Here is a 16,713-nt window from a genome sequence, read left to right as displayed (position 1 = left end):
TTCTAAGAGGTTTTCCACAGGAGTCAAGGATTTTGCGTTCCCACTTCCGCGGGAACGCAGAAATCAGGGCGAACTTTTAACGATTGGTGTTGCGGGTGGATTCGAACAGGAACCAGGTGCGGCGTTCCGTTTCGTCCAGCCAGTTTTCGAGAAGGCTGGCGGTGGCGATATCGCCATATTCATCGCAGACGTCGTGGGTGGCGCGAATTTCGGCAGCAAGCTTGAGGTTGTCGTCGGCCAGTTCGGCGAGCATGTCCTGAGCGTCGACATATTCGGCGTCATTGTCGGGAATGCGCTGCAGCTTGGCGATATGGCCGATCGAACGCAGCGTGGTGCCGCCGATCTTTCTGGCGCGTTCGGCAATCGGGTCGGTCATGGCGAAGATCTGCTCGCCTTGCTCGTCCAACAACAAGTGGTAGTCGCGAAAATGCGGCCCGCTCATATGCCAATGGAAATTCTTGGTCTTGAGATAAAGGGCAAAGACATCCGCCAGCAACGCATTCAGCGCTGCGGAAATATCGCGTGTCGCCTCTTGGCTGAGGTTGGTGCGGGTGCCCAGTTTCGATTTGGTATTGGCGGTATTCATGATGGCGTGCTCCGTTTTGTTGTTCGCAACAGCGATCTCTCAGAGGTTTTCGCAGGAATTAATGGCGTGCGCTCTCGCGTGGGATCGCATTGCAGACAGGATCTGTCTTGAAAGTTTTCGCGGTCAAGATGGTCGTTTCGCAGCAAAAACGGCTGCGAGGATCTGCGGAAAAACCCGAACGAAATGATAGTATGAAGACGGAGACGGTTTGGCAATTGTCGCCGGATGCGATCAATTGGGCTGGAGCTGTGAGATGATGAACAATGCCGCTCCCCTCGTCAGGAGGGAAGCGGCTCGGACAGAGGCCGTTACTTCAGACCGCCGCCGGCATAAAGGGTTTCGCCCGTCAGCCAGCCGGAATCCTTGGAAGCGAGGAAAACTGCGATCGGCGCGATGTCTGTTGGCTGTCCCAGGCGGCCAAGCGGCGTCTGCGAAACCATCTGCTTTTCGAAATCGCTGCCGATGATGCCTGCCGCGATGACGCCTTCAGTCTCTACGCCACCCGGCGAGATGGTGTTGACGCGGATGTTGCGCGGACCGAGCTCCTTGGCAAGGATCTGGGTGATCGAGGTCACGGCCGCCTTGGTCGCCGTATAGACTGTGGCCGTCGGCAGGTTCATGGTGACGGCGGTCGAGGCGATGTTGATGACATTGCCGCCTTCAGGGCCGAAATGCTTCACGGCTTCCTGGATCGTCAGCAGCGTGCCGAGGACGTTGATGTTGAATTCGCGGTGGAATTCCTCTTCGGTGATCTCTTCCAGCGGCTGGAATTGATAGACGCCGGCATTGTTGACGAGGATGTCGACGCCGCCGAAGGCTTCCTTGGTTTCAGCGAAAAGCCGTTTCACGTCGGCGGATTTCGAAACGTCGCCATGGGCCGCGATCGCCTTGCCGCCCTTGGCGGTGATTTCGGCCACGACCTTGTCGGCGCCTTCGCGGCTCGACGCATAATTGACCACAACGGCTGCACCCGCCTCGCCCAGTGCCTTGGCGATGCCCGCGCCGATGCCCTTCGATGCTCCGGTCACGATCGCGACCTTACCTGCCAGTTTGCTCATGATATCTCCTATCGAGATGTTTGTTAGATAATTTTATATCTATCGAATTGTTGGCGTGACCGCGGCCGTGAAAGTGTGGATCGCGTCACGTCACTTCGATATTTAGATAATCATCTAACTGATACAAGGGCGAGCGCGTGCGGCGCACAAAGAATCGTCTGGGTGGGAAATTGTCAGATGTGGGAGAGTTCTGCCATATAGGCGGAAAGCACGTCGCGACGTAACACCAGATTCGCGAATTTGCCTTCCCGCACGATCTCGATGAGACCGGCGTTTTCAAGCTCTTTCAGGTGGTGGGAGATCGTTGCGGCGCTAACGGTATGGCATTGCGTCAGCACGCTGCAAGGCATCGGCTCGGAATGACTGCCGATTTCCTTCAGCATCTGCACCCGGCGCGGCTCGGCGAGCGCCCGGGAAATCAATCCCAGTTGTCTCTCGCTCAATCGTATCGGCCCGGCATCCGTCATCGTCATATCACCAACGGGATGGTTTCCCGTGAACTCACTGCCCCAGATATATGAACGTAGCAAAAAATTGGCAACCATTCGGGGTATGGTTGATGGCGGCATGGTCGATTTCGAGAACTTTATCTGGCCCTCGTCGGAAGACGCTTCGTGGGGACGGCGTTGTCGGAACAAACGGCTCTCAAGATGAACCGAAGTTTGTCCGTTCATTCGCCCTTCGGATGCTTCTCTCCACGGAGAAGGGAACGATTACTTTCTCAGCAGCGGCAATCTCGGCACCGGCCAGCCGATCTCGCCGATGCGGAAGAGCAGGCCGTAGCGGGAATAGACAATCGCCACCATGAAGGAAAACCAGCCGCCGAGCGCGAGGCCGGCGATGACATCGCTTGGATAGTGCGCGCCGATCATCACGCGTGTCGTGGCTAGCCAGAGGGCACAGGCGGCGAAGATGTAGCGATAGCGTGGGAAGAGGAAGGCGAGCGCCACGAAGAAGGCGCCAATAGTGGTCGCATGGCCGGACGGGAAGCTTTCGAAGCCGGCATGGCCATTAAAGGGCGAGAAGCCGAAAGGACCCCAATCCGCAAAATGCGTGGGGCGTGCACGGCCGATGGCCCGCTTCAGGAGATTGGCAACGATACCCGAAAGCGCAATGGTCGTCAGCAGATAGCCGCCGATCTGACAGATTCGCAGGGCCTGGCAGCGACAGCGTGGCGATTGCAACAGTCGGCTACCGGCCCAGCCTTCGAAGAACAGAAAGGCGCTGAGCAAGATGATCCAGCCGGATTCGCCGAAATTGGTGAGCAGCTTGCCGAAGAAATGAATGGGTGGAGCTATATTCTTGATATTTGCGCCGACCGGCCAATCGAACAGCAGGGCCGCGAGCAATACGATATTGGCGGTCAGGAACAGGCAGACCTTCCAATGCGAAGGTGCAAAGCCGCTCTTGTTCCGTCGCCACCGCCTGTCGAGAGACGTCAAGATCGCCTGCATACCCACCGCCTGTTGCCGCCAATTCCACCAAGTCGACGATCACGCGTAGCAGGGTCCTGCTACAGTTTTTTTACGGATTTGAGACGATTGACAGGTCAGCGAAGCCCATGGTTCAGCCGCGGCAGCGGCCAATTATTTTGTCCTTTGGAGAAGACCAGGCCGAAACGGGAAAAGAGGATCGCGACGGCGAAAGCGATCCAGGCGCCGAGCGCCAGACCCGCGGCGACATCGCTTGGATAATGGACGCCGATGATGATGCGCGAAGCGCCGAGCCAGAGGCCGATGCCGACGAACAGCAGCCGAAATCGCGGGAAAAGCAGGGCCAGGGCGGCAAAGAGCGCGCCAACATTCGCCGAATGCGCCGAGGGAAAGCTCTGAAACAGGAAGTCGCCGTGAAACGGCTCGAAGCCAAAAATTCCGTATTGGTCATAAAGCAGGGGCCGCGCCCGTCCGATTGCGTATTTCAGAATGTTCACGACGATGCTGGCAGAAAGAACGGACAGACCGACATAGGCAACCATCCGGATGAGATGGGCGGTCCGGTAACGGCCATGCGTCGGCGAGCGTCGTACGACGAAAAGGCCCACGGCAAGCACGACGGCGATCGCTGTGAGAATCCAGGCCAGCCTGCCGATATCGGTAACGGCACTTGCGACCGCGATCAGTTCCGGCGAGAGGTTCTTCGCAGTCTGCCCAAGCGGTGTGTCGAAGACGAAGAAGGCGAGAATGACGATGTTGATAGCCGTCAGCGTATAGCCGAGCCAAGGAAGGCGGCCGTGGCGGCTGCGGCTGATGTCATAGCGCCGCGCCAGCCTTTGCCAAGGCTTTGATTGTTTCTGGATCATGCCCGGCGGCGGTGTCGTTTCCGTATTCATCCAACGGAAATAAGTGCCTGTCGCGTCGAGTTCAACAAAAAGCCCTCGCTTTGCAAGCAGAGAGCGAGGGCTTTGAATGTTTCACGTGAAATACTAGAGCATCCCGCTTTCAGGTGGAGCTACCAGAAAACGGATAAGATGCGCTAGTCGGCGATTATGCCGACAGGGCCTTGAATTCGGCGAGGATGGCGTCGCCCATTTCAGTGGTACCGACCTGACGGCTGCCGGCGGACATGATGTCGCCGGTGCGGATGCCGCTGTCGAGCACGTTGGCGATCGCCTTTTCCAGCGCGTCGGCCTCAGTGACGAGACCGAAGGAGTAGCGCAGGCACATGGCGAATGAGGCGATCATGGCGATCGGGTTGGCGATGCCCTTGCCAGCGATATCGGGGGCCGAACCGTGCACCGGTTCGTAGAGCGCCTTGCGCTTGCCGGTCTTGGCATCCGGGGCGCCGAGCGAGGCGGACGGCAGCATCCCGAGCGAACCGGTCAGCATGGCCGCGACGTCCGAAAGCATGTCGCCGAATAGATTGTCGGTGACGATGACGTCGAACTGCTTCGGCTGACGAACGAGCTGCATGCCGCCGGCGTCAGCAAGCATGTGCTCGAGCTGGACGTCGGCGTATTTTTCCTTGTGCGTCGCGGTGACCACCTGGTTCCAAAGCACGCCGGATTTCATGACGTTGCGCTTTTCCATCGAGCAGACGCGATTGTTGCGGGTGCGCGCCAGTTCAAAGGCGACGCCGGCAATGCGCTCGATTTCGTAGGTATCGTAAACCTGGGTGTCGATGCCGCGCTTCTGGCCGTTGCCGAGGTCGATGATTTCTTTCGGCTCGCCGAAATAGACGCCGCCGGTGAGCTCACGGATGATGAGGATATCGAGGCCGTCGACCAGCTCCGGCTTCAGCGAGGAAGCCGATGCCAGCGCGGGATAGCAGATGGCCGGGCGCAGGTTGGCGAAAAGCTGCAGGTCCTTGCGCAGGCGCAGCAGGCCGGCTTCGGGGCGCACTTCATAAGGTACGCTGTCCCACTTCGGGCCGCCGACGGCGCCGAAGAGAACGGCGTCGGCCGCCAGTGCCTTGCCCATATCTTCCTCGGAAATGGCCGAACCATGTGCATCGTAGGCGCTGCCGCCGACCAGACCTTCATCGGTGACGAAACCGGCATTCTTCGCCTCGTTCATGTAGGCGATGATCTTGCGGACTTCGCCCATAGCTTCGGGGCCGATGCCGTCACCCGGCAGGAGGAAGAGATTGCGCACTGTCATGGGAAAAGCCTCCGCAAAAGAAACAAGTTGCGGGTTCTTAGACCCGCAGGTGCGGCTTTTCAAGCGAAGAAGGGGGCGAAGCGGTACGGTTTCAGCAGGGAAAATGCCGCATTTTTTATGTTTCCGGCCGGCGATTTCAGGAAATACCGACCGGAGTTTAGAAGGCTGATTACTCAGCCAATCCAAGCGAGGCCAGATAGGCGGCCGATGCCGGGATCTTCGACTTGTCCTTGATCTCGATGATCAGGCGTGGGTTGCTCTCGAGCTTGGCAAGAGCGGCGAAGACGGCGCGCCAGTGGATGTTACCTTCGCCGAGGCTCCAATGGCGGTCGGCGTAACCGTCGGCATCCTGCAGATGAATGTGCTGCAGGCGGTTGCCGGCCGCGTGGACGTAGTAGTCGACCGGCGGTGCGCCGGTGTAGCCGTGTGCGTACTGGGCATGGCCGGTGTCGATCGAAACGGCAACAGCGGGCGAATTGAAGCTGTCGGCAAGCCCGACGCGGATATGGGGATCCTTGTCCTCGATATTTTCGATGACCATGGTCAGTCCGATGTCTTCGGCGCGCTTGACCGCGTCCTTCAGCGTCAGGTGCGTATATTCGATGATCTTTTCGCGTTCGCCCTTGTTGTTGTCGAGGTTGTTGTAGGACCAGGACGTGTAGGGGCTATGGATGACCATCTGCGTGGCGCCGATCGTGGCACAGACGTCGAGGGCCTGCAGGATGCGCTTGGAGACGACGGCGCGGATATCCGGATCCTGCGACGCGATGATGAAGCCCCAGAACGGGCCATGAATGCCGAGGCGGCCCTGATGACCGTCGAGCAGCTTTTTGGTGCGCTCGGCGAGCGGCGCCCAGTCACCGTTCAGAATTTCGGCTTCGACGAAGCTCTGCAATTCCAGGTCGCGCGGCTTTTCCAGCAGCCAGTTGCGATGGATTTCGACGTCGTTCAGCGTCATGGCGGCGCCGACAATAGGAAGGGAGGTCATGAAATGCTCCGATTGGGAGGAGGAGGAAAATCGAGGGGGGCAGGAGCGGCCTGAAGGGCTCCGCAGAGGCTATATGGACCCGCTTCTTGTCGGAGATATTACAGCCGGCAAAATGTCATGGCCTTTCCACGGGCACGAAAAGAAAAAGCCGGGCTTTTCAGCCCGGCTTCTGCACGCAAATGTGATGATGAAATCGATCAAGCTGCCCAGGGGCGAGCGCTGGCGTTCGACTTCTCGAAGCTGTCGATGGCCTTGGCCTTTTCCAGCGTCAGGCCGATATCGTCGAGGCCGTTCAGCAGGCAATGGCGCTTGAATTCGTCTAGTTCGAACTTGAGCAAGCCGCCGTCCGGGCCGGTGATCTCAAGGTTTTCCAGATCGACCGTCAGAATGGCGTTGGAGCCGCGCGAGGCGTCGTCCATCAGCTTGTCGAGGTCTTCCTGGCTGACTTTGATCGGCAGGATGCCGTTCTTGAAGCAGTTGTTGTAGAAGATGTCGGCGAAGCTGGTGGAAATGACGCAGCGGATACCGAAATCGAGCAGTGCCCAGGGAGCATGTTCGCGCGAGGAGCCGCAGCCGAAATTGTCGCCGGCGACGAGGATCTTGGCGTTCTGATAGGCCGGCTTGTTCAGCACGAAATCCGGGTTCGGCGAGCCATCTTCATTGTAGCGGGCTTCAGCGAACAACCCCGTACCGAGACCGGTGCGCTTGATGGTCTTCAAATAATCCTTCGGGATGATCATGTCGGTGTCGACATTGACGACCGGGAGCGGTGCTGCGACACCGGTCAACTTCACGAACTTGTCCATGGGGTCCTGCCTTCATTTTCGCCTAAGCACGAATTATCCTGCCAATAGAGCAAATCCCGCCCGAAATGAAGAAGAATCTTGGAAATGCTCTACAGTGCGGCGCTTTGGTCGCAATCTGCTCTTCAGCAACATGCCTGAAATTAGGCGAATGCATTCGGCAGCCGGCAACGGCTGCCCTGCCCTGTTTTCGGCCTCAGAGGTCGATGATCGTGCCGCGACCGTCGTTCCAGACGCGCATTTCGCGCTGACCGTTCGCCTTGGCACGTACCGGAGCGGGCTTCATCCGCAACGAAATCGCGCGGCCCACCATAAGCACGGTGAGAATGCCGCCGACGGCGAGCGTGAGCGAAACGGTAAACAGCGCCAGGGCTGCAAACACGGTGATGCCGGCAAGCGCGATAAACAAGGAACGGATATTCTGCATGGTCGAGACCTCTCTACTCATGGCAATGTGGTCCTCTCTTCTTCCCTCTGCAAGAGGAGCATGGCTTTTTGTTGTCTTGCCCATTGTTATCTTGCCTGATGACTGAAAGCGCGGCAAAACTGAATCATGAGCCGCTCCGCCCCTCCCCGTTCCATCCGCCTGCGCCGTTCGGTGCTGAGTGTCCCCGCGATCAATCGGCGCGCTCTTGGGAAGATAGCCAGCCTTGATTGCGATGCTGTCATCTTCGATCTCGAGGATTCCGTGGCGCCGGAGAAGAAGGCGGAAGCGCGGGAGAATTTGCGGATTTTTTTCACCGATCCGCCGCCTGCCGACAAAGAAGAGGCTGGCAAAGAGCGGATCATCCGCATCAATAGCTTGTCATCCGGTTTCGGTGCCGATGATCTGGAACTGGTCTTGGCGCTCGAGCCGGATGCGGTTCTTCTGCCCAAGATCGACGAGCCGCAGGATGTGACTGTTGTCAGCGACAGGCTTGCCGAGGCAGACGCGCCGGAAAGCCTGCGCATCTGGGCGATGATCGAGACGCCGCGCGGCATCTTGAACGCTGCCGCAATAGCCGAGGCCGGCCGTACGCCGGGAAGCCGGCTCGATTGTTTCGTCGTCGGCCTCAACGATTTGCGCAAGGAGACCGGCGTGTTGCCGCAACCGGGCCGCGCCTACCTCGTGCCCTGGCTGATGCAGGTGGTGCTGGCCGTCAGCGCCTATGGGCTCGACGCTATCGACAGTGTTTTAAACGATTTCAAAGATATGCAGGCGCTGGACGCCGAATGTGCCGAGGGCCGCGCAATGGGCTTTGCCGGCAAGATGCTGATCCATCCGAACCAGATCGACACCGCCAACCGGCATTTCGGACCGGACGAGGCCGCTCTTGCCGAGGCGCAAGCCATCATCGCCGCTTTCGCCGATCCGGCGGCGGCTGGTCTCAATGTCGTGAATTTCGGCGGGCGCATGGTCGAGCGGCTGCATCTTGTCCAGGCGGAAAGACTGGTCCATAAAGCTCGCCTGATTTCAGAACGCCCTTTGAGGCTGCCTGCGGCAGCACCTCAGGATGAAGGCTGATACGTTACGAAAGACGATTTGATGAAACTTTATCGCTTCCTCAGCGGACCGGATGATTCCTCCTTCTGCCACAAGGTGACCGCTGCCCTCAACAAGGGCTGGGAACTCTCCGGCTCGCCGACCTATGCCTTCAATGCCGCAACCGGCCTGATGCAGTGCGGCCAGGCCGTCGTCAAAGAGGTCGCAGGCAAGGATTACGATCCGGAAATGAAGCTTTCCGAGCAGTAAGCGTAACAGGATCGCCTAATCAGCGATCCGTCGCCTCTTCCGCGCTTTCCTCGATGCGCTCCATGTCTTCGTCGCTCAGGCCGAAATGGTGGCCGATCTCGTGGATCAGGACATGGGTGATGATGTCGCCGAGGGTTTCCTCGTTTTCCGCCCAATAATCGATAATCGGCCGGCGATAGAGCCGGATCTTGTTCGGCATTTCCCCGGTTTGGGCGGTGAAACGCTCCGATATGCCGCGGCCTTCGAACAGGCCGAGCAGGTCGAATGGCGTTTCCAGCGCCATGTCCTCGAACACGTCGTCGTCGGGAAAATCTTCGATCAAGATGATGAGATTGCCGGTGAGCGAGCGAAATTCGTCTGGCAGGTGGCTGTAAGCCTCCTGCGCCAGCGATTCAAATGTGCTGATTGAGGGTGCGTGGCGGTCCCGCCAATCCTCGCTCTGGTCAATGCGGGCCATGAATGCTTCCTTCCTTAGCTGGTCATATAGAGCCTTTGTTTCGGTTTTTCGAGAGTGGAATCAGACAGAGGAATATTTTCTCATAAAATGGTGTTGACTCTTCTTTCGACCTCTGGAATCCATAAGAACATAACAGGAACATAATTGATCTGGAGCTAACGTCATGGCTGAGGCCGCCGTGGCGCGGGAGACGCTTTTTGCCCTGCGTGAAACCATCGCCCGACTGGAAGGCAGGCCGATACCGGCGCTGGCAGCCGTGGCGCATGAGGTGCGGGCGGCGGAGCCGCAGGCCGGTCCGGCCGATGCTGTCCAGCCACTTGCAATTGGGGTTGCCGGTCTCGACGAAGCGATGCAAGGCGGCGTGCCGCTCGATGCGCTGACGGAGATCCGGTCGCTGGCCTTGCGTGATGCCGGAGCGGCCAGCGGTTTCACTCTCGCTCTCGCTGCGCGGCTTAGAGTTTTCGCTGCGCGGCTGGGAGCGCAAGCCGCCGGCAAAACCGCGACCGTGTCGCCGGTTCTGTGGATCGGCGATACGGTCGCGACGATGGAGGCGGGCCTGCCCTATGCAATCGGGCTTCGGGATTTCGGATTGGAGCCGGCCGGCTTTCTGCAGGCATCGCCGCGCAAGCTGGAAGAGGCGCTTTGGCTGGCGGAGACGGCGCTCGTCAGCGCGGCCTTTGCGGTCGTCATCCTGGAGGTGCGCGGCAATCCGGCCCGCTTCGGGCTGACCGAGAGCCGGCGATTGGCCCTGAGGGCCAAGGCGGCGGGACGGCCCTTATTTTTGTTGCGTCAAGCGGGCGAGGAGGAGGCGAGCAGCGCCCTCTTCCGTCTGCTCGTCGAACCCGCGCCGGCCCTGGCGCGGCCTCTGCCGGATGGATCGATGCTTGGCGGCAGCATCGGTCATCCGGCCTTTCGTCTCACCTTGGAAAAAAGCCGCAACCCGGCGCCCTTTTCCATAACCTTGGAGTGGAATGCCCATGACCGCCAGTTTGCCCCTGTCCTCGACGCTCAGCGCCCTGCCTTTCCCGGCGAATACGCAGCGCATTCTGGCGCTGACCTTTCCGCATCTGCCGACCGACCGGATCGCCCGCAAACGATGGGGTCTGTCGTGGCGTTCGGCAGGCCTGCTTGAAGCGCCGCCGCTCGCCTGTGCCGGCAAGCTGAACAATGCCATGCGGCTTACCGCGCTCAATGAAAGGGCCGAGACGATCGGCCTGAAGCTCAGCCAGGGCGTTGCCGAGGCAAAGGCGATCTGTCCCGCCCTTGACGTCGTCGAAGAAGATCCCGGCGCGGACCGCAAGCTACTGGAGGCGATTGCCGATTGGTGCGATCGTTATACGCCGCTGGTGGCGATCGACGGCAAGGACGGGCTCTTCCTCGATATTACCGGCTGCGCCCATCTCTTCGGCGGCGAAGAGGCGCTGCTCGAGGATATCCTCATCCGGATTTCCCGTCTTGGGCTCGATGTCCGCGGCGCCATCTCCTCCGCGCCGGGTCTATCCTGGGCGGTTGCCCGCTTTGACGACAGCCGCGTCATTCCTCCGGAAGCCATGGAAGAGGCGCTGGCGCCGCTGCCGGTCGCCTCGCTCAGGCTTGGCGAGGAAACCGTCGCCGCATTGCAGAAGCTGGGATTGAAGCGGGTGAGCGATCTTCTGGCCGCGCCGCGAGCGCCGCTGACCCGCCGTTTCGGTGCGCAGCTTCTTTTGCGGCTCGATCAGGCCGTCGGTCTGAACGAGGAGCCGATCTCGCCGCGCCGGCCGGTCGCGCAGTTGTCGGTCGAGCGGCGGCTTGCCGAACCGGTGCAGGCGGAGGCTGATATCCTGCAACTGGCCCACCAGCTTGCCGAAACCCTGAAGCCGGGACTGGAAGGTCGGGGCGTCGGTGGCCGTTCGTTCGAGCTTTTGCTGTTCCGGGTCGACGGTGCGGTGTTCCGCATCGCCGCCGGAGCGTCGCAGCCGCTGCGGGAGCCAAGACGGATCGCCGGTCTGTTTACGGAGCGCTTTACTGCTGTTCATGATGATCTCGATGCGGGATATGGCTTCGAGATCGTCCGCCTCAATGTCCTGCAACATGCGCCTTTCGATGCGGCGCAGGGCGATTTCGTCGAGGAGGATCAGCAAGGCACTTCGCTTGCCGCCTTTGCCGACCGGGTCGCGGCGCGACTGGGGCCGGACTGCCTGCAGGGCTTCGAACTGCGGGAAAGCCATATTCCCGAAAGAGCCGTTCGGTCGATGCCTGCCGTGGAAATCCTTGCCGCCCATAGACGGACAGGGAGCGAGTATACTGGTCATGGCTTTTCCCGCGGCGAACGGCCGTTACGGCTATTTCGCATGCCCGAGCCGATCGAAACCTTTGCCACCGAAGTGCCTGATGGTCCGCCGCGGCAATTCCGTTGGCGGCGGATGATGCACCGGGTCCTACGGGCCGAAGGGCCGGAGCGGCTTGCGGCGGAATGGTGGATCGACGAGGAGGAAACACCGGCCCGCGACTATTTCCGCATTGAAGATGAGGCCGGTCATCGTTTCTGGCTGTTCCGCAAGGGTCTCTATGGCCAGGATGCCGCCCCCAGCTGGTACATGCACGGGGTCTTCGCATGAACACCCATCCGTCCTTTTCCGGGAATCCTCCTTTTTTTGAGATCGGAGCACGGTCGAATTTTTCCTTTCTCGAGGGTGCTTCGCATCCGGAGGAAATGGTGCTGGCCGCCAAGATCGCCGGCCTTAGTGGCCTCGGCATTGCTGACCGAAACAGCGTCGCGGGCGTAGTCAGGGCGCATGTCATTGCCAAGCAGTATGGCTATCGCTTCCAGCCCGGCGCCCGCCTGGTCTTCTCGGACGAGACGCCCGATATTCTTGCCTTTCCGCAGAACCGCCAGGGCTGGGCCCATCTCTGCCGGTTGCTAAGCGCCGGCAATCTCAGAGCCGAAAAGGGTTCCTGCGAACTCCTCGAAGCCGACCTGATGGAATGGGGCGACGAGATGATGCTGGCGCTCGTTCCCGATGCTGAGAGCGTGGAGACACCGGAAGGGCAGGCAAAACTGGAGCAGTACCTGGCGCGGCTATGGATGCGCTTCGGCAGGAAGCTTCATATGGTCTTGTCGCCTGCTTATGACGGGCAGGATCGGCTGGTCTTTGCCACTCTCTCCATCTTGGCGTTACGCAATGGGGTGCGGCTGATCGCCAGCAACCAGCCGCTCTATCACGCAACCGAACGCAAGCCGCTTGCCGACATCGTCGTTTCGATCCGCGAGCATGTGCCGATCGCCGAGGCCGGTTTCAAGCTGGCGGCCAATGCCGAACGCTATCTGAAGGGTGGGGCCGAGATGGCGCGCCTTTTTAAAAACTATCCGAAAGCTATCGCCAATACGCAGAAGTTTTTTAGCCGGCTGTCTTTTTCGCTGGATGAGCTGAAGCATAATTATCCTGATGAGAGCGTTTCGGGTGAGACTGTCTCGGAAACGCTGGAGCGGCTGACACGGGCGGGTGCCAAATGGCGTTATCCTCATGGTATTCCACCGAAGGTCGCCAAGCAGATCGACTATGAACTCGATCTGATCAAGCAGAGGCAGTACGAGCCTTATTTCCTGACGGTGCACCGCATCATGGAATATGCCCGCAATGAGAATATCCTGTGCCAGGGCCGCGGTTCCGCCGCCAATTCCACGGTCTGCTATTGTCTTCGAATTACCGAGGTCAATCCGGAGATCACGACGCTTTTGTTCGAGCGCTTCATCTCGACGGAGCGGGAAGAGCCGCCGGATATCGACGTCGATTTCGAGCATGAGAAGCGCGAAGAGGTCATTCAGTATATCTACAGGCATTACAACAAAGAGCATGCCGGACTGACGGCGGCAGTCACTAGTTATCGCGCGCGCTCGGCCGGCCGCGAGGTGGCTAAGGCCTTCGGTCTGTCCGAAGATGTGCAGTCGGCCCTGGCGAGCGGTGTCTGGGGCTGGTCGACGGAAGAATTGTCCGAACGCGAGGCGAAGGTTGCCGGCCTCGATCTCAGGGATCGGACGACGCAGCGCGTTCTCTCCTATGCCACGACGCTGATGGGTTTTCCGCGTCACCTCACCCAGCATGTCGGCGGCTTCGTCATCACCAGGGACAGGCTGGATGAGGTCGTGCCGATCATGCATACGGCGATGGACGATCGCTACATGATCGAGTGGAATAAGGACGATCTCGATAGTCTCAATATTCTGAAGATCGATGTTCTGGCCTTGGGCATGCTGACCTGCCTCGCCAAGGCTTTCGAGCTGCTTCTGCTGCATTATGATGTGAAGAAGGAGCTGGCCGATCTCGGCAACGCCAATCACCCCGATGGCGTGCCGGTCTATGACATGATCTGCCGTGCCGACACGATCGGCGTCTTCCAGATCGAAAGCCGGGCGCAGATGAGCATGCTGCCGCGCCTCAAGCCACGCAAATTCTACGATCTGGTCATCGAGGTGGCGATCGTTCGACCGGGACCGATCCAAGGCAACATGGTGCATCCCTATCTCAAGCGGCGGGAGGCTGATCGCGCGGGGAAACCTCTCGACTATCCGAGCAAGGAACTGGAGTTGGTTCTGGAACGAACGCTGGGTGTTCCCCTATTCCAGGAACAAGCCATGCAGATCGCAATCACGGCTGCCGGGTTTACGCCCGCTGAGGCCGACAAGTTGCGTCGGGCGATGGCGACTTTCAAGCGGACTGGAACGATCCATAAGTTCGAGGAGAAGATGGTCGAAGGCATGGTCGCGAGGGGGTATAAGCGAGAATTCGCCAAAAACTGCTTCGAGCAGATCAAGGGTTTCGGCGAATATGGTTTTCCGGAAAGCCACGCGGCCTCCTTCGCTCTCCTCGTCTACGCTTCCGCCTGGATGAAGGCTTATTATCCCGATGTCTTCTGCGCGGCGCTGCTGAATTCGCAGCCAATGGGTTTTTATGCGCCGGCGCAGCTCGTGCGCGATGCGCGCGAGCATGGCGTCGAGATGCGGCCGGTGGATATCAATAGATCGGAATGGGAATCGCTTTTGGAAGAGGCGCCCTTCGACAGGGATGCGATTGAGCCGCGCCATGCGTCGATGCGGGAAGTGATCAGGACGAGACGGGCGGTCCGTCTCGGCTTCCTGCAGGTCAAAGGGCTGTCGGAAGACGACATGACAGAGAAGCTGGTAGCCAATCGCGGTTCCGGCTACACCTCCGTGCGCGATCTCTGGTTGCGCTCCGGCCTTGCCAAGTCCGATATCGAGCGCCTGGCCGATGCCGATGCTTTCCGTTCGATCGGGCTTGGCCGTCGCGAGGCTCTATGGGCTGTCAGGGCGCTGGACGTGGGCAGTGCCGCCGAGAAGCTCCCTCTCTTCGATCTTGCCGACCGCGCCGATCTGCAGGTCGAGCCTGCGGTCTCCCTGCCGGAAATGCTGCCCGGCGAGCAGGTGATCGAGGATTATCGCTATCTCTCGCTGTCGCTGAAGGCGCATCCGCTTTCCTTCCTGCGTGCGGATCTCTCCAATATCGGCATCATGCAGAACCGGGATTTGCCCAGTGTTCCTGATGGACGGATGGTGACGGTCGCCGGGCTGGTGCTGGTGCGCCAGCGGCCGGGATCGGCGAATGGGGTGATCTTCATGACGCTGGAAGACGAGACTGGCGTTGCCAATGCGATCGTCTGGCCGAAAATGTTTGAGAAATACCGCGCCATCGTCATGAGCGCCCGGCTGGTCAAGATTCGTGGCCGTCTGCAGAGCGAAAGCGGCGTCATCCATGTGGTGGTCGATTATATCGAGGACATGACCCCGGCGCTGGGTCTGCTGCAACGCGAAACCAGGCGTTTCGGCGTCAGTGACCGGGCAGATGAGGCCTTGCGTCCGACCATGGATCATCGGCAAAAGAAGCGGCTCGACGAGGCAAGCCGGTCGGCGCGGGAGCAGGCCGCCGAGATAGCGGCAGATGGCCGCAGCGATATCACTGGGACAGCAAGCGTCATGCCGCGAGGCCGTAACTTCCATTGATACGCAGGGGCCGCACCTCACACTGAAGTGACCCGTTCGGTTTGGCTCAATAAAAAATGAATCGATTCTTTCTTGACAAAGACCGTCTTCTTTCGCAGATAACAAGACAGCAGATGTCATGTTTGACGGGCTGAGCGAAGAATGCTGGTTTGCAGTTGTAATTACATCACCGACAAAGAAATCCGGGAGGTCATCACCGAGCTCCTCGATCAGGATTGTTGGCAGCTCATCGTCCCCTCCAAGGTCTATCACGCCATGTCGAAACGCGGCCGTTGCTGCGGCTGTTTCCCGAATGTTGTCGACATCATTATCCAGACGACCGAGGACTATCATGCCCGCCGCCACTCGACGGAGGCGGAAATATTTGATTTCATGTCACGCTTGAAAAAATTCCACGAAGAAAATAGGAGAGCGGACATTGAAAGGCGACAAAAAAGTCATCGAGCGGCTTAACGAGGCGCTGTTTCTCGAACTCGGTGCAGTCAATCAATATTGGGTTCATTATCGGCTTCTGGAAGATTGGGGCTATACCAAGCTTGCCAAGAAGGAACGTGCGGAATCCATTGAAGAGATGCATCACGCCGATCGTCTCGTCGCTCGGATCATCTTTCTTGAGGGACATCCAAACCTGCAGACGCTGGCGCCGCTGCGCATCGGTCAGAATGTCAAGGAAGTGTTGGAAGCCGATCTCGCCGGCGAATATGATGCCCGCACGGCCTACAAGAAGTCGCGCGACATCTGTCATGACGCCGGCGATTATGTCTCGATGAAGCTCTTCGAAGAGCTGCTTGCGGACGAGGAAGGCCATATCGACTTCCTGGAAACCCAGATCGGCCTGCTTGAAAAGATCGGCGAGACCAAATACGGCCAGCTCAACGCCGATTCGGCTGATTCTGCGGAATAATTCGGGTTTTTGTACCGGCCGCCGAAAGGCGGCCGGACTGCGATCAGTCGTCGGTCTCCAGACCCGCCAGATGCTGGAATTCGGCGACGACTTGTTCGTAGACCGACCGTTTGAAGGCGACGATCAGGCCGGGCAGCTCCGCCATCGGCTTCCATTCCCAGGCGTCAAACTCCGGCTCGTGGCCGCCTGGCGGCGGATTGATGGCGATTTCGCTTTCGTCGCCGTCGAAGCGGAAGGCAAACCAGCGCTGGGTCTGGCCGCGGAATTTTCCCTTGAGGCCGATGCCAATCAACTGCGGCGGCAGATCGTAGTTGATCCAGTCCTTCGCTTCGGCCAAGAGCGTCACGGTCTTCATGCCGGTCTCTTCGTAGAGCTCGCGATAGGCCGCCTCCAGCGGGTCCTCGTCCTTATCGATGCCGCCTTGCGGCATCTGCCAGAGCTGCGGCGAGCCATCATATTCGGAATTACCGATCGGAATGCGCCTACCGGACCAGACCAACCCCTCGCGATTGAGCACCATGATGCCGACGCAGGGACGATAGGGCAGGTCTTCAGCTCTGAGGGGTTGATGGCTCTTGCTCATGGTTATCCTCT

At 59.4% G+C, this 16,713-nt stretch carries 18 protein-coding genes; 7 read left to right on the top strand and 11 right to left on the bottom strand.

Annotation, left to right across the window (positions count from 1 at the left end; genetic code table 11):
- Nucleotides 1-76 precede the first annotated feature (76 nt).
- The 9 genes from FHT86_RS26365 to FHT86_RS26325 form a co-directional block, all read right to left on the bottom strand.
- Nucleotides 77-586: a Dps family protein gene (locus FHT86_RS26365; protein ID WP_133708725.1), complete on the bottom strand. Its 510-nt coding sequence runs from the start codon at nucleotides 584-586 to the stop codon at nucleotides 77-79.
- A 308-nt stretch (nucleotides 587-894) separates the two neighbouring features.
- A complete protein-coding gene (locus tag FHT86_RS26360; RefSeq protein WP_133708726.1) occupies nucleotides 895-1,644 on the bottom strand; it encodes a glucose 1-dehydrogenase in 750 nt (249 codons plus the stop codon).
- A gap of 173 nt (nucleotides 1,645-1,817) precedes the next feature.
- Nucleotides 1,818-2,318 (bottom strand): ArsR/SmtB family transcription factor, encoded by a 501-nt coding sequence (locus tag FHT86_RS38180; RefSeq protein ID WP_246779648.1) that lies wholly within the window; start codon nucleotides 2,316-2,318, stop codon nucleotides 1,818-1,820.
- Nucleotides 2,319-2,357: 39 nt separating this feature from the next.
- On the bottom strand, nucleotides 2,358-3,098 hold the full coding sequence (lpxE, locus tag FHT86_RS26350; protein WP_133708727.1) for a lipid A 1-phosphatase LpxE: 741 nt from the start codon (nucleotides 3,096-3,098) through the stop codon (nucleotides 2,358-2,360).
- A 95-nt stretch (nucleotides 3,099-3,193) separates the two neighbouring features.
- Nucleotides 3,194-3,973, bottom strand: a complete 780-nt coding sequence (locus FHT86_RS26345) for a phosphatase PAP2 family protein (protein WP_246779647.1) — start codon at nucleotides 3,971-3,973, stop codon at nucleotides 3,194-3,196.
- A 154-nt stretch (nucleotides 3,974-4,127) separates the two neighbouring features.
- A complete protein-coding gene (leuB, locus tag FHT86_RS26340) occupies nucleotides 4,128-5,240 on the bottom strand; it encodes a 3-isopropylmalate dehydrogenase (RefSeq protein ID WP_133708728.1) in 1,113 nt (370 codons plus the stop codon).
- Nucleotides 5,241-5,409: 169 nt separating this feature from the next.
- Nucleotides 5,410-6,228: a sugar phosphate isomerase/epimerase family protein gene (locus tag FHT86_RS26335; protein ID WP_133708729.1), complete on the bottom strand. Its 819-nt coding sequence runs from the start codon at nucleotides 6,226-6,228 to the stop codon at nucleotides 5,410-5,412.
- 197 nt (nucleotides 6,229-6,425) lie between these two features.
- Nucleotides 6,426-7,034, bottom strand: coding sequence for a 3-isopropylmalate dehydratase small subunit (gene leuD, locus FHT86_RS26330; RefSeq protein WP_133708730.1), 609 nt, complete (start codon nucleotides 7,032-7,034; stop codon nucleotides 6,426-6,428).
- A 193-nt stretch (nucleotides 7,035-7,227) separates the two neighbouring features.
- Nucleotides 7,228-7,458, bottom strand: coding sequence for a hypothetical protein (locus FHT86_RS26325; protein ID WP_133709258.1), 231 nt, complete (start codon nucleotides 7,456-7,458; stop codon nucleotides 7,228-7,230).
- 126 nt (nucleotides 7,459-7,584) lie between these two features.
- Here FHT86_RS26325 and FHT86_RS26320 point away from each other — a divergent pair, with 126 nt between their 5' ends.
- A complete protein-coding gene (locus FHT86_RS26320) occupies nucleotides 7,585-8,535 on the top strand; it encodes a CoA ester lyase (protein ID WP_133708731.1) in 951 nt (316 codons plus the stop codon).
- A 21-nt stretch (nucleotides 8,536-8,556) separates the two neighbouring features.
- Nucleotides 8,557-8,763, top strand: a complete 207-nt coding sequence (locus FHT86_RS26315; RefSeq protein WP_133708732.1) for a DUF1737 domain-containing protein — start codon at nucleotides 8,557-8,559, stop codon at nucleotides 8,761-8,763.
- Between the two features lie 19 nt (nucleotides 8,764-8,782).
- Here the strand turns inward: FHT86_RS26315 and FHT86_RS26310 are convergent, their stop codons facing one another.
- The gene (locus FHT86_RS26310) at nucleotides 8,783-9,220 is read right to left on the bottom strand and encodes a metallopeptidase family protein (protein WP_133708733.1); all 438 of its coding nucleotides are present in this window, start codon (nucleotides 9,218-9,220) and stop codon (nucleotides 8,783-8,785) included.
- A gap of 163 nt (nucleotides 9,221-9,383) precedes the next feature.
- Between FHT86_RS26310 and FHT86_RS26305 the strand changes: the two genes are divergently transcribed.
- The 5 genes from FHT86_RS26305 to bfr all read left to right on the top strand — a co-directional run bounded on the left by FHT86_RS26305 (nucleotide 9,384) and on the right by bfr (nucleotide 16,119).
- Nucleotides 9,384-10,352, top strand: coding sequence for an ImuA family protein (locus FHT86_RS26305; RefSeq protein ID WP_183868910.1), 969 nt, complete (start codon nucleotides 9,384-9,386; stop codon nucleotides 10,350-10,352).
- A 40-nt stretch (nucleotides 10,353-10,392) separates the two neighbouring features.
- The gene (locus FHT86_RS26300; RefSeq protein ID WP_246779669.1) at nucleotides 10,393-11,817 is read left to right on the top strand and encodes a Y-family DNA polymerase; all 1,425 of its coding nucleotides are present in this window, start codon (nucleotides 10,393-10,395) and stop codon (nucleotides 11,815-11,817) included.
- Complete coding sequence (locus FHT86_RS26295; protein WP_133708735.1) at nucleotides 11,814-15,215, top strand: error-prone DNA polymerase; 3,402 nt, start codon at nucleotides 11,814-11,816, stop codon at nucleotides 15,213-15,215. The genes FHT86_RS26300 and FHT86_RS26295 overlap by 4 nt, the downstream gene beginning before the upstream one ends.
- A 141-nt stretch (nucleotides 15,216-15,356) precedes the next feature.
- Complete coding sequence (locus tag FHT86_RS26290) at nucleotides 15,357-15,668, top strand: bacterioferritin-associated ferredoxin (protein WP_133708736.1); 312 nt, start codon at nucleotides 15,357-15,359, stop codon at nucleotides 15,666-15,668.
- Entirely contained in the window at nucleotides 15,634-16,119 is a 486-nt protein-coding gene (gene bfr, locus FHT86_RS26285; RefSeq protein ID WP_133708737.1) for a bacterioferritin, read from the top strand. Before FHT86_RS26290 ends, bfr begins: the two co-directional genes overlap by 35 nt.
- 43 nt (nucleotides 16,120-16,162) lie before the next feature.
- Here the strand turns inward: bfr and FHT86_RS26280 are convergent, their stop codons facing one another.
- Nucleotides 16,163-16,702, bottom strand: coding sequence for an RNA pyrophosphohydrolase (locus FHT86_RS26280; protein WP_133708738.1), 540 nt, complete (start codon nucleotides 16,700-16,702; stop codon nucleotides 16,163-16,165).
- Nucleotides 16,703-16,713: the final 11 nt, after the last annotated feature.

Source organism: Rhizobium sp. BK313 (assembly GCF_014193655.1).
Classification (GTDB): domain Bacteria; phylum Pseudomonadota; class Alphaproteobacteria; order Rhizobiales; family Rhizobiaceae; genus Rhizobium.
Note: the sequence above shows the minus strand (reverse complement) of the source record. Positions and strands in the feature narration are given on the sequence as shown.

Bases quoted from the DNA above. Each gene is read 5' to 3' on its own strand.
- FHT86_RS26280 (WP_133708738.1), bottom strand. From the start codon at position 16,702: ATGAGCAAGAGCCATCAACCCCTCAGAGCTGAAGACCTGCCCTATCGT.
- FHT86_RS26325 (WP_133709258.1), bottom strand. From the start codon at position 7,458: ATGCAGAATATCCGTTCCTTGTTTATCGCGCTTGCCGGCATCACCGTG.
- FHT86_RS26305 (WP_183868910.1), top strand. From the start codon at position 9,384: ATGGCTGAGGCCGCCGTGGCGCGGGAGACGCTTTTTGCCCTGCGTGAA.
- FHT86_RS26315 (WP_133708732.1), top strand. From the start codon at position 8,557: ATGAAACTTTATCGCTTCCTCAGCGGACCGGATGATTCCTCCTTCTGC.
- FHT86_RS26295 (WP_133708735.1), top strand. From the start codon at position 11,814: ATGAACACCCATCCGTCCTTTTCCGGGAATCCTCCTTTTTTTGAGATC.
- FHT86_RS26365 (WP_133708725.1), bottom strand. From the start codon at position 586: ATGAATACCGCCAATACCAAATCGAAACTGGGCACCCGCACCAACCTC.
- FHT86_RS26300 (WP_246779669.1), top strand. From the start codon at position 10,393: ATGCGGCTTACCGCGCTCAATGAAAGGGCCGAGACGATCGGCCTGAAG.
- FHT86_RS26320 (WP_133708731.1), top strand. From the start codon at position 7,585: ATGAGCCGCTCCGCCCCTCCCCGTTCCATCCGCCTGCGCCGTTCGGTG.
- FHT86_RS26345 (WP_246779647.1), bottom strand. From the start codon at position 3,973: ATGAATACGGAAACGACACCGCCGCCGGGCATGATCCAGAAACAATCA.
- leuB (WP_133708728.1), bottom strand. From the start codon at position 5,240: ATGACAGTGCGCAATCTCTTCCTCCTGCCGGGTGACGGCATCGGCCCC.
- FHT86_RS26310 (WP_133708733.1), bottom strand. From the start codon at position 9,220: ATGGCCCGCATTGACCAGAGCGAGGATTGGCGGGACCGCCACGCACCC.
- leuD (WP_133708730.1), bottom strand. From the start codon at position 7,034: ATGGACAAGTTCGTGAAGTTGACCGGTGTCGCAGCACCGCTCCCGGTC.
- FHT86_RS26335 (WP_133708729.1), bottom strand. From the start codon at position 6,228: ATGACCTCCCTTCCTATTGTCGGCGCCGCCATGACGCTGAACGACGTC.
- lpxE (WP_133708727.1), bottom strand. From the start codon at position 3,098: ATGCAGGCGATCTTGACGTCTCTCGACAGGCGGTGGCGACGGAACAAG.
- FHT86_RS26290 (WP_133708736.1), top strand. From the start codon at position 15,357: ATGCTGGTTTGCAGTTGTAATTACATCACCGACAAAGAAATCCGGGAG.
- FHT86_RS38180 (WP_246779648.1), bottom strand. From the start codon at position 2,318: ATGAACGGACAAACTTCGGTTCATCTTGAGAGCCGTTTGTTCCGACAA.
- FHT86_RS26360 (WP_133708726.1), bottom strand. From the start codon at position 1,644: ATGAGCAAACTGGCAGGTAAGGTCGCGATCGTGACCGGAGCATCGAAG.